7 protein-coding genes are annotated in these 11,820 nt (G+C 74.1%); 4 read left to right on the top strand and 3 right to left on the bottom strand.

Annotation, left to right across the window (positions count from 1 at the left end; all coding sequences use genetic code 11):
* Positions 1-68 precede the first annotated feature (68 nt).
* Entirely contained in the window at positions 69-3,701 is a 3,633-nt protein-coding gene (gene mfd / locus ACPFP2_RS07510; RefSeq protein ID WP_424087422.1) for a transcription-repair coupling factor, read from the bottom strand.
* 219 nt (positions 3,702-3,920) lie between these two features.
* Here mfd and ACPFP2_RS07505 point away from each other — a divergent pair, with 219 nt between their 5' ends.
* Together ACPFP2_RS07505 and ACPFP2_RS07500 are read left to right on the top strand one after the other, a co-directional pair.
* Positions 3,921-4,661, top strand: a complete 741-nt coding sequence (locus ACPFP2_RS07505; RefSeq protein WP_424087420.1) for a hypothetical protein — start codon at positions 3,921-3,923, stop codon at positions 4,659-4,661.
* A 167-nt stretch (positions 4,662-4,828) separates the two neighbouring features.
* Positions 4,829-5,749 (top strand): cyclase family protein, encoded by a 921-nt coding sequence (locus ACPFP2_RS07500; RefSeq protein ID WP_424087419.1) that lies wholly within the window; start codon positions 4,829-4,831, stop codon positions 5,747-5,749.
* A gap of 36 nt (positions 5,750-5,785) precedes the next feature.
* On the opposite strand, the gene ACPFP2_RS07495 is transcribed toward ACPFP2_RS07500, so the two are convergent.
* On the bottom strand, positions 5,786-6,826 hold the full coding sequence (locus ACPFP2_RS07495; RefSeq protein WP_424087417.1) for a S66 family peptidase: 1,041 nt from the start codon (positions 6,824-6,826) through the stop codon (positions 5,786-5,788).
* 105 nt (positions 6,827-6,931) lie between these two features.
* On the opposite strand from ACPFP2_RS07495, the gene ACPFP2_RS07490 reads away from it, so the two are divergent.
* Together ACPFP2_RS07490 and ppc are read left to right on the top strand one after the other, a co-directional pair.
* A complete protein-coding gene (locus ACPFP2_RS07490) occupies positions 6,932-7,954 on the top strand; it encodes a hypothetical protein (protein WP_424087415.1) in 1,023 nt (340 codons plus the stop codon).
* A 108-nt stretch (positions 7,955-8,062) separates the two neighbouring features.
* Complete coding sequence (gene ppc / locus ACPFP2_RS07485) at positions 8,063-10,849, top strand: phosphoenolpyruvate carboxylase (protein ID WP_424087413.1); 2,787 nt, start codon at positions 8,063-8,065, stop codon at positions 10,847-10,849.
* Between the two features lie 170 nt (positions 10,850-11,019).
* Here ppc and ACPFP2_RS07480 read toward each other — a convergent pair whose 3' ends face one another.
* Positions 11,020-11,802 carry a hypothetical protein gene (locus tag ACPFP2_RS07480; protein WP_424087411.1) on the bottom strand — a complete coding sequence of 261 codons (783 nt, stop codon included), beginning with the start codon at positions 11,800-11,802 and terminating at the stop codon, positions 11,020-11,022.
* Positions 11,803-11,820 lie beyond the last annotated feature (18 nt).

Below are 11,820 nucleotides of genomic sequence, written 5' to 3'. Positions count from 1 at the left end.
CTGTGACGCCGCCCACCAGGGCACGGCCGCCCGCCGGCCGGGGCCCGGCTCCGACTTGCGCCGCGGGGTCACGCCGTCGCCCCGGCCAGCGGCGCCGGCTCGCCCAGCACGTCGGAGAGGAGCTGGGCGCACCACTCCAGCAGCGCCTGGTCGCGCAGCGGCTCGCCGCCCACCCGCCGGGTGCTCGGCCGGGGCACGCTGACCTGGTCGAGCGCGGACTTGTAGACCGAGTCCGGGTGGTACCGCTTGAGCCGCAGCTGCTTCGAGTCGGGCAGCGGCAGCGGCCCGAACCGGATGTGCTTGCCCTGCATGCTCACGTCGGTGAGGCCGTACCGGCGGGCCAGCAGGCGGAACCGGGCCACCGCGACCAGGTTCTGCACCGGGGCGGGCGGCTCGCCGTACCGGTCGGTCATCTCGGCGACCACCTCGCGCAGCCGCTCGGAGTCGCGGGCCTCGGCGAGCTTGCGGTACATCTCCAGGCGCAGCCGCTCCACGCCGACGTAGTCGTGCGGCAGGTGGGCGTCGACCGGGAGATCCACCTTGACCTCGGTCTCCTCCTCGGGGCGCTCGCCCTTGAACGCGGAGACCGCCTCGCCGACCATCCGGACGTACAGGTCGAAACCGACGCCCTCGATGTGGCCGGACTGCTCACCGCCGAGCAGGTTGCCGGCGCCCCGGATCTCCAGGTCCTTCATCGCCACGTACATGCCGGCGCCCAGCTCGGTGTGCTGGGCGATGGTGGCCAGCCGCTCGTGGGCGTGCTCGGTCAGCGGCTTCTCCGGCGGGTAGAGGAAGTACGCGTACGCCCGCTCCCGGCCCCGGCCGACCCGGCCCCGGATCTGGTGCAGCTGGGCCAGGCCGAGCAGGTCGGCCCGCTCCACGATCAGGGTGTTGGCGTTCGGGATGTCGATGCCGGACTCGACGATGGTGGTGCAGACCAGGACGTCGAACTCCTTCTCCCAGAAGCCGACCATCACCTTCTCCAGCGCGTCCTCACCCAGCTGGCCGTGCGCCACCGCGACCCGGGCCTCGGGCACCAGCTCGCGGATCCGCCGCGCCGCCCGCTCGATCGACTCGACCCGGTTGTGCAGGTAGAAGACCTGCCCGTCGCGGAGCAGCTCACGGTGGATGGAGGCGGCCACCTGCCGGTCGTCGTACGCCCCGACGAAGGTGAGCACCGGGTGCCGCTCCTCCGGCGGGGTGGCGATGGTGGACATCTCCCGGATGCCGGTGATCGCCATCTCCAGCGTCCGCGGGATCGGGGTGGCCGACATGCTGAGCACGTCCACCGAGGCGCGCAGCGTCTTCAGGTGCTCCTTGTGCTCGACACCGAACCGCTGCTCCTCGTCGATGATCACCATGCCGAGCTGCTTGAACCGGGTCGCCGTCTGGAGCAGCCGGTGGGTGCCGATGACGATGTCGACGGTGCCGTCGGCGACCATCTCCAGGGTCCGCTCGGACTCCTTCGGGGTCTGGAAGCGGGAGAGCTGCCGGATGGTCACCGGGAACTGGCTCATCCGCTCGGCGAAGGTGTTGTAGTGCTGCTGGACCAGCAGCGTGGTGGGCACCAGCACCGCCACCTGCTTGCCGTCCTGCACCGCCTTGAACGCCGCCCGCACCGCGATCTCGGTCTTGCCGTAGCCGACGTCGCCGCAGATCAGCCGGTCCATCGGGACGGTCTGCTCCATGTCCCGCTTGACCTCTTCGATCGCGGCGAGCTGGTCCGGCGTCTCCTGCCACGGGAAGGCGTCCTCCAGCTCCCGCTGCCACGGCGTGTCCGGGCCGAACGGGTGCCCCTTGGACGCCTTGCGGGCGGCGTAGAGCTGGATCAACTGCGCGGCGATCTCCTTGACCGCCTTGCGGGCGCGGGCCTTGGACTTCTGCCAGTCCGAGCCGCCCATCTTGTGCAGGGTGGGCTGCTCGCCGCCGACGTAGCGGCTGAGCTGGTCGAGCTGGTCGGTGGGGACGAAGAGCCGGTCGCCGGGCTGGCCGCGCTTGCTCGGGGCGTACTCGATGACGAGGTACTCCCGGGACGCGCCGTTGACGGTGCGCTGTACCAGCTCCACGTACCGGCCGATGCCGTGCTGCTCGTGCACGACGTGGTCGCCGGCCTTCAGCTCCAGCGGGTCGATGGTGTTGCGCCGCCGGCTCGGCATCTTGCGCATGTCCCGGGTCGAGGTGCCCCGGCCGCCGGTGACGTCGTTACCGGTGAGCAGCACGAACCTCGACGCCTCGTCGACGAAGCCGGCGGTCAGGCAGCCGCAGGAGACCAGCAGCTCGCCGGGGGCGGGCGCGGCCGGTACCTGGTCGACCAGCCGGGCGCCGAGACCGGCGTCGCGCAGCACCTCGACGGCCCGCTGGGCGGGGCCGTGCCCCTCGAAGACCAGCGCGATGGACCAGCCCTCGCCGGCCCAGCGCTTGAGGTCGTCGACCACCCGGGCGGTCTCGCCGTGGTAGAGGGGTGCGGGCTGGGCGGCCAGGGTCACCGCGATCGCGTCGTCGGGGGTGACGTCGACCTCGGTCGGCGCGTCCTCCCACGGCTGCCGGGCCGGGGCGGTGGCGTCGACCAGGCCGAACGGGGCCAGGGTCCACCAGGGCTGGCGCAGCGCACGGGCGTGTGCGCGCACGTCGGCCAGGGTGCGGAAGGCGGCGGCGCCGACGTCGACCGGGGCCTGCCCACCAACGGCCGCCGCGGCCCAGCTGGCCTGGAGGAACTCGTCGGAGGTACGCACCAGGTCGTGTGCCCGGGTGCGGATCCGCTCCGGGTCGCAGAGCAGGACGTGGGCGCCGGCCGGCATGCAGTCCAGCAACAGTTCCATGGAGTCGGCGCCGATCAGCACCGGGGCCAGCGACTCCATGCCCTCGACCGGGATGCCCTCGGCGAGCTTGTCCAGGATCTCGGCCAGTTCCGGGTGTTCCTCGGCCAGCGCGGCGGCCCGCTTGCGCACGCCGGGGGTGAGCAGCAGCTCCCGGCACGGCGGGGCCCACAGCAGCGGCACGCCCTCGATGGTCCGCTGGTCGGCGACGGCGAAGGTGCGGATCTCCTCCACCTCGTCGCCCCAGAACTCGACCCGGGACGGGTGCTCGTCGGTGGGCGGGAAGACGTCCAGGATGCCGCCGCGCACGGCGAACTCGCCGCGCTTGGTCACCAGGTCGACCCGCGCGTACGCCATGTCGGTGAGCCGGCGGGCCACCTCCTCCAGGTCCGCCTCGTCGCCGGCGGCGAGCTGCACCGGCTCCAGGTCACCGAGCCCCTTGAGCTGCGGTTGCAGCAGCGAGCGGACCGGCGCGACGACGACCCGCAGCGGCCCGGTGCGCCCGTGCGCGTCGGTCGACTCCGGGTGCGCCAGGCGGCGCAGCACGGCGAGCCGCCGGCCCACCGTGTCGGAGCGCGGGGAGAGCCGCTCGTGCGGCAACGTCTCCCAGGAGGGGAAGACCGCCACCTGGTCCTGCGGGAGCAGGCTGCCCAGCGCGGCGGCCAGGTCGTCGGCCTCCCGGGTGGTCGCGGTCACGGCGAGCACGGGCCGGCCCGCCCCGCCGGCCGGTTCGTCGGCCGCGACCGCGGCGACGGCGAACGGGCGCAGGGCGGCCGGCGCGGTGAGGTCGAGGCCGTCGACCTGAGCGGCGCCGGAGCGCGCCAGGTCACGCGCCCGGGCCAGCCCGGGGTCGGCCAGGGCGGCGGAGAAGAGTCCGGCGAGCATGGGTGATCACTTCCAGGAGGTCGGCACACGACGACGGCCCCGCGTCCAGTCGGACGGGGGGTGCACCCGTCGAGACTATCTCGCTGCCCGGACATTCCGGGCTCCCGCCGCCCGCCCGTGGTGGGCCCCGGGCTCCGGGCCGGTGGATCCGGGGGCACCCGTCGTGGCCGCCGGCCCGTAGGCTGGCCCTCCTGTCCGCGCAGCAGTGGGAGCGCCCCGGTGACCACCCCGCCACCCTGGCCGCCGTCCGGCCAGCCCTCGCAGCATCCGTACGGCCCGCCCCCACAGCCGCCGTACGGCCCGCCCCCACAGCCGCCGTACGGCCAGCCCTCGCAGCATCCGTACGGCGCTCTGCCGCCGGGACACCGGCCCCCGCCCCCGCCCGCGCCGGTGACCAAGCGCATCCCGGAGGACCAGCCGTTCGTCGTCCGACCCAACGTAGCCCGGCGTGCCCTGGTCATGGGCGGGGTCGTGTCGGTGCTGCTCGTCCCGATCGTCTGTGTCCTCGGCGTCGGCGTCCTGGGCGGCACCGACGGGCAGGCCCGCGGCGGCGTCGTGGCCGGCCTGCTCGCCATGGTGGGCTGCGTGCTGGTCCTGGTCGCCGTGCCGCTGGCCGTCCAGCTCTGGCTGATCGGCTCCGGCGGCCCGGTGCTGGCGCTGGGCCCGGCGGGGCTCTGGATCCGCACCCGGCCGACCCGGGGGCAGGCGGTCTGGCTGCCCTGGGAGGCCGTCGCCCAGATCTCCCGCCGCCGGTGGAGCCTGGAGAAGATGCTGGTCGTCAAGCCCTACGACGAGCGCGCCCTGCAGAACCTCGGTACGTTCACCGCGCTGGACAGCGGGCTGCTGAGCGCCTTCTACGGCTCCGGGCTGGTCGCCACCCTGAACTTCGCGGACCGGCCGGAATCGGAGATCCTGGCGGCGGTCGCGCACTTCAGCGCCGGCCGCTGCCGGATCGTCTGACGCCGCGACCCCGGTCGTGGACGCTGCCGGCCGGCACGGGCCGGTCCCGCTACCTCGGGCACCGCGCACACCCCGCGTGATCCGCGCGGCGTCCCGAGCGCGGTGGGGTCACCGGGCGTACCGGGAAGGATCTTGACCGGGCGGGTCCGGCGTGGTCGGCTGGGCCCATGACGGGGCAGTACCGGGCGCAGTTCGACGCCGAGATCACGTTCGCCAACGGAGGCGGTCTGCGGACCGACGGATTCCGGCTCGACATCGCCGGACGGGAGATCAGCGACGACGACCTCGCCGCGTTGCTCGTCCGGCATCTCGGGCTGCTGATGGTCGGCGAGGTGCGGATCAGCAACAAGACGATCGTCGAGGAGCCGCACAAGGGCGGCCGGGGCGTCGCCGGGCCGGCCGCCGGCAGCGGGTCCGGGGCCCGACGGCTGGTCGAGCTGAGCCACGTCATCGCGGACGGGACGACCACCCTGCCCGGCTGGCCGACGCCGCGGATCACCGAGTGGTTGACCCGGGAGGCGTCCCGGGCGCACTACGCCCCGGGCACCGAGTTCCAGGTGGGCCGGATCGACATGATCGCCAACACCGGCACCTACCTGGACACCCCGGCGCACCGGTACGCCGACGGCGCGGACCTCACCGGAATCCCGCTGGACCGCCTCGCCGAGCTGCCCGGTGTCGTGGTCCGCGTACCGGCCGGGACGCGGGCGGTGGACCGGCTGCTGCTGGCGCCGTACGACGTGACCGGCCGGGCGGTGCTGCTGCACACCGGCTGGTCCGCGCACTTCGGCACCGACCGGTACGGCGCGCCGGAGGCGCCCTACCTGACCGGCGACGGGGCGCAGGCCCTGGCCGAGTCGGGCGCCACCCTGGTCGGCATCGACTCGATCAACATCGACGACATGGGCCCGGAGGCCCGGGGCGAGCGTCCGGCGCACAGCACGCTGCTGGCCGCCGGCATCCCGATCGTGGAGCACCTGACCGGCCTGGACGCCCTGCCGCCGGAGGGGTTCCGCTTCACCGCCGCCCCGCCGATGGTGGCCGGCATGGGCACCTTTCCCGTCCGCGCCTTCGCCGTGCTCGGCTGATCACCGCCGCCCGGCCCGGCCGGCGCGGCACCCCGGTCAGTACCGGACCGAGATGCGGCGCTCGACCGCGTCCACCACGATCTCCCCGCCGTACGGGATGATCAGCTGTGGGTCGGTGTGGCCGAGGTCGACGTCGAAGACCACCACCGCGTCCGGGTGGTAGGGGGCGAGCGCGCGGGTGATCGCCTCCCGCTGCGCCTCGCCCCAGGCCAGCCGCTCCGGCACGGAGAGCTGGTGATCGAAGTCCCACGCCTTCGGCCGGCCCACCACGACCGCCGGGAAGGCGGCGAGCAGCCCGCGCTCCCCCATGTTGCGCACGATCCGGAAGACCTCCTGCGCGTCGGGCAGCTCGTTGGAGGTCTCGACGACCAGCACCGACCCGGCCAGCTCCGCCGCGGTCGGGACCCGGTCGACGGCCATCAGCCAGTGCAGGATCTCCAGGCAGCCGCCCCAGGTCCGCCCCCGCACCACCCAGGCCGGCCCCTGCCAGCGCCAGCCGGTGCCCGGGAGCATCTCCGGCTCGTACGCCAGCGTCTCCGGCTCCGTCCAGGGGTTCGGCCGGTCGCCCCACTCCGGTGCGGGGGTGAGGTCGTACCAGCCGGTGTCGAAGAGGGCGGCGCGCAGCGAGTCGAAGGTCAGCGGGTGCGGCCTGCCGGGCCGGCCGAGGTGCACCAGCACCGATCCGCCGTGGTACGCCACGATGCCGAGCCGGTACAGGTGGTTGAGGACGTTGGTGTTGTCCGAGTACCCGAAGTACGGCTTCGGGTTGGCCCGCAGCACGTCGTCGTCCAGGTACGGGGTGACGGTGATCAGGTCGTCCCCGCCGACGGTGGCGAGCACGGCGGTGACCGTCGGGTCGGCGAAGGCGGCGGTGACGTCCCGGGCCCGCTCCCGTGGGTCGGCGCCCACCTGGCGGGTGGTCGGGTACTCGACCGGTTCCAGGCCGAACTCCTCGCGCAGCCGGCGCAGACCCAGCTCGTGAACGTGGGGGAAGACGCCCGGCAGGCCGGCCGAGGGTGAGACGACCGCGACCCGGTCGCCGGGCCGCGGCTTGGGGGGATAGCTCGGGAGCGTCATGCCGGGAGGCTACCGACGGCGACCGAGCCGGCCACCGGGGCCGGCCTGGCAGGCCGGGCGACCAAAACTCACATGATCCGTTATATCCGGCAATAGGCTGACGACGTGGATGAGGAGCAGCGGTACCGCGACTGGCTGCCCCGCACGGCGGTGCTGCTGGCCGGCACCCTGGCACTGGCCGTCGCCTTCATCGCGGCGTACGTGGGCGCCCTGCACAAGCCGGATCCCCGCGACGTCCCCGTCGGGGTGGTCCTCGGCGACCAGCGCGCGCAGGCGGTGCTGGCCGCGGTGCGCGGCCGCACCGACACGATCGAGCCGATCCAGTACGACACCCCGGGCGAGGCCGACGACGGCCTGACTGCCCGCGAGGTGTACGCCGTGCTCACCTCCACCCCCGACGGCGCGCTGCTCCTCAGCACCGCCAGCGCGTCCGCCCCGGCCGCCACCGGGGTCGTCGTCGACGTGCTGAACCGGGCCGCGCAGCAGGCGCAGATCCCGCTCGAGGTGACCGACCAGGTGCCCGTCTCCGCCGACGACCCGCGCGGGCTGGTGCCGTTCTACCTGGCCGTCGGCCTGGTGCTCGGCGGCTACCTGGCCTCCACCGCGCTCGGCATCTCGCTCGGCACCACCCCGCGCGACCTGCGCCGCGCCGGGCTGCGGATCGCCTCGCTGGCCGTGCACGCCGTGCTGCTCGGCGTCATCGGCGCGGTCCTGGTCGGGCCGGTGCTCGGCGTCTGGGACCACGACCTGCCGGCGGTCGCCGCGGTGGGCGTGCTCACCGTCCTCACCGCCGGGATGGTCGCCGCCGCCGTGCAGGGCTGGCTGGGGCTGCTCGGCACCGGCCTGGTCATCCTGCTGCTGGTCGTCCTCGGCAACCCCGGCTCGGGCGGCGTCTACGCGCCGGAGTTCCTGCCCGCCGTGCTGCGCGGGATGCACCGGTGGAACGTCCCCGGCCTCGCCACCGACCTGCTCAAGTCCGCGGTCTACTTCGACCTGCGGGCCGGACGCTGGCCGCTGGCGGGGCTGCTGGTCTGGACCGTCCTCGGGGTGGTCGGGCTGCTCACCGCCGCGTTGGTGCGGGGCCGGCGGGCCGGCGGACGCCCCGTCAAGGTCTCCGGCCGGCCGTGACCGTGGGGAAGGCGACATCCCGGACCCCCTCCTTGCCGGGGGGTCTGCACCGATACGATCCATGGAGTCGGACAGCGCTGTCCTTCGTACTCACGTAAGGAGCGCATGGTGACCGACCAGCACGACCACGACGGGCCCGACGCCGCTCTCCGGGCCGACATCCGCCGCCTCGGCACCCTGCTCGGCCAGACCCTGGCCCGGCAGGAGGGCCGGCCCCTGCTCGACCTGGTCGAGGAGATCCGCGCCCAGGTCCGCTCCGACGCCCCGGCCGCCGCGCAGCGCCTCGGCGGGCTGGACGTGACCACCGGCACGAAGCTGGCCCGCGCCTTCTCCACCTACTTCCACCTGGCCAACATCACCGAGCAGGTGCACCGGGCGCGGGACCTGCGCCGCCGACGGGCCATGCACGGCGGCTGGCTGGACCAGGCGGCCAAGATGATCGCCGAGCGCGGGGTGCCGGCCGAGGAGATCGCGGCGGCGGCCCGCCGGCTCGCGGTACGCCCGGTGTTCACCGCCCACCCCACCGAGGCGGCCCGCCGGTCCATCCTGTCCAAGCTGCGCGCCATCGCCGACGAACTGGACACCGAGACCAGCAACGCCATCCTCTACGGGGCCAGCGACGAGGGGCCCGCCAACCGTCGACTGGCCGAGCTGCTGGACCTGATGTGGCAGACCGACGAGCTGCGGCTGGACCGGCCCGACCCGACCGACGAGGCCCGCAACGCCATCTACTACCTGCGCGACCTGTACGCCGAGGCCGCCCCGCAGGTGCTCGACGACCTCGCCGACACGCTGCGCACCCTGGGTGTGGAGACCTCGCCGACGTCCCGCCCGCTGACCTTCGGCACCTGGATCGGCGGTGACCGCGACGGCAACCCGTTCGTCACCCCGACGGTCACCCGTGAGGTGCTGCGCATCCAGCACGAGCACGGCATCGCGGCCACCGAGAAGGCGATGGACCACCTCATCAACGAGGTCTCGGTGTCCCGTCGGCTGCGCGCGGTCTCCCTCGACCTCTCCGCCAGCCTCGCCGCCGACCTGGACGCGCTGCCCGAGGTGGCCCCCCGGTTCCGCCGGGTCAACGCCGAGGAGCCGTACCGGCTCAAGGCCCGCTGTGTGAAGGCGAAGCTGGCCAACACCCGGGAGCGGCTGCGCACCGGCACCGCGCACGTACCGGGGCGCGACTACCGCGGCTCGGCCGAGCTGATCGCCGACCTGGAGCTGCTGCGCGCCTCGCTGGCCCGCAACTCCGGGCAGCTCACCGCCGTCGGGCGGCTCGCCTCCACCATCCGTACGGTCTCCGCGTTCGGTCTGCACCTGGCGACGATGGACGTCCGGGAGCACGCCGAGAAGCACCACGAGGTGCTCGCCCAGCTCTACACGGCCGTCGGCGAGGTGTCGGACTATCCGTCGCTGACCCGGCTGGAGCGCACCAAGCTGCTCGCCGACGAGCTGACCGGCCGCCGGCCGCTCTCCACCCTGGACACCCCGCTGACCGAGAGCGCGCAGAAGACGTTCGACGTGTTCGCGACGATCCGGGAGGCGCAGGACCGGTTCGGCGCCGAGGTCATCGAGTCGTACATCATCTCGATGACCCTGGGCGTGGACGACGTGCTCGCCGCCGTGGTGCTGGCCCGCGAGGCCGGCCTGATCGACGTGCACAGCGGCCGGGCCCGGATCGGCATCGTGCCGCTGCTGGAGACCCCGGCCGAGCTGAACGCCGGCGGCGAGCTGCTGGACGAGCTGCTGTCCCTTCCCGCGTACCGGGCGCTGGTCGCGGCCCGGGGCGACGTGCAGGAGGTGATGCTGGGTTACTCCGACTCCAACAAGGAGGCCGGCATCACCACCAGCCAGTGGTCGATCCACCGGGCGCAGCGCGCGTTGCGTGACGTGGCCGCCCGGCACGGCGTACACCTGCGGCTCTTCCACGGCCGGGGCGGCACGGTGGGTCGCGGTGGCGGCCCCACCCACGAGGCGATCCTGGCCCAGCCGTACGGCACGCTGGACGGCGCGATCAAGGTGACCGAGCAGGGCGAGGTCATCTCCGACAAGTACACGCTGCCCGCCCTGGCCCGGGAGAACCTGGAGCTGACGGTGGCCGCGGTGCTCCAGGCGACGCTGCTGCACACCGCGCCGCGGCAGCCGGCCGAGATGCTGGAGCGCTGGGACGCGGCGATGGACGTGGTATCCGAGTCGGCGTACCGGTCGTACCGGTCGCTGGTGGAGGACCCGGACCTGCCTGCCTACTTCTGGGCGTCGACCCCGACGGAGCTGCTCGGCGCGCTGAACATCGGCTCCCGGCCGGCGAAGCGGCCGAACACCGGGGCCGGGCTGTCCGGCCTGCGGGCCATCCCGTGGGTGTTCGGCTGGACGCAGACCCGGCAGATCGTGCCCGGCTGGTTCGGGGTGGGCTCCGGGCTCGCGGCGGCCCGCGCGGCCGGCCTGGAGGACGTCCTCGCCGAGATGAACCGCAACTGGCACTTCTTCCGCACGTTCCTGTCGAACGTCGAGATGATGCTGACCAAGACCGACCTGGCCATCGCCCGCCGCTACGTGGAGACGCTGGTCCCGAAGAAGCTGCACCCGATCTTCGACAAGATCGAGCAGGAGTACGAGCTGACCAAGCAGGAGGTGCTGGCGGTGACCTCCGCGCCGGCCCTGCTGGAGAACTCCCCGGTGCTCCAGCGCACCCTCGCGGTGCGGGACACCTACCTGGAGCCGCTGCACCACCTCCAGGTGGCGCTGCTGCGGCAGTACCGGGACTCCGGCGCGGCCGGGCGGGCGGTGGCGACCGCGCCGGGCGGCCGGCGCGCCCCGAGCGACGGCACGGCCCTGGAGCGGGCGCTGCTCACCACGGTCAACGGCATCGCCGCCGGCATGCGCAACACCGGCTGATCCACCGGTACGACGAGGGCCCCGGTCCGTGTGACCGGGGCCCTTCGTCGCCGTGTCGGGTGGAGATCGGCGTCGCCGTGCGGGTGGGGCGGCGCGACATCGCCGTGCGGCGCGGCGCGGCGAGGCGCGGGCCGGACCAGGCGTCCCTCAGCGGGCCCGCCCGCAGCGGCTCACCAGTCGCCGCCACCGAAGTCGCCGCCGCCGAAGTCACCGCCACCGAAGTCCCCGGCGGTCCCGCCGAAGTCGGCCGCCTGGTCCCCGCCGACGTCGCCACCCTGATCGCCGGCGCCCTGGTCGGCGCCGTCGCCGAAGCCCTCCTGGTAGCCGGCCTCGGAGCCGTAGCCGGGATCGGCGAAGGCCGGGGAGAAGAGCGCGTCGGCGATCAGCATGCCGCCGATCACCCCGGCGCCGGCGCCGAGCGCCGTCTTCCACCACGGGGTGGAGTACCAGCCGGCCGGCACCGGCCGGCCCTGGAGCCGCCCGCCCGGGTAGTAGTACGGCGTGTCCCGGCCCGGCTGCGGTCCGGCCTTGAAGGTCTGCCCCTGCACCTGCACCTGGCGTTCCCTGGTCAACTCCCCGGTGCCCTGCGCGGCGGCCAGCGGCGGCAGCTCGGGACCCGGGTCCAGGCCGAGCGCCACCCGGGCCGCCCGCGCGTACGCCAGGCCCTCGAGGGCGGTCTCCCGGGCCAGCCGGTACTGGTGGACCGTCCGCGCCTGTTCCAGCTGGCTGCCGGCGGCGTTGTAGCGCTCGGCGGCGTCGACCAGCGCCTGTCGTACGGCCGGGGCGTCGCCGTGCAGGTTCATCACCTGGCCGCCGAGGCGCTCGTACCAGCGTTGGGCGTCGGCCCGGACGTCGGCGAGGCTGCGCGCCTCGCGGGCGGCCTGTTCCCGCCGCCACCAGACGAGCCCGCCGACCAGCAGGACGACGAGGATCGCCACGAGCAGAAGTTCCATGCCGCCGAACGTACCCGC

The sequence above is a fragment of the Micromonospora citrea genome, from assembly GCF_049629545.1.
Taxonomy (GTDB): domain Bacteria; phylum Actinomycetota; class Actinomycetes; order Mycobacteriales; family Micromonosporaceae; genus Micromonospora; species Micromonospora citrea_A.
This window is presented reverse-complemented; position numbering and strand designations above follow the sequence as displayed.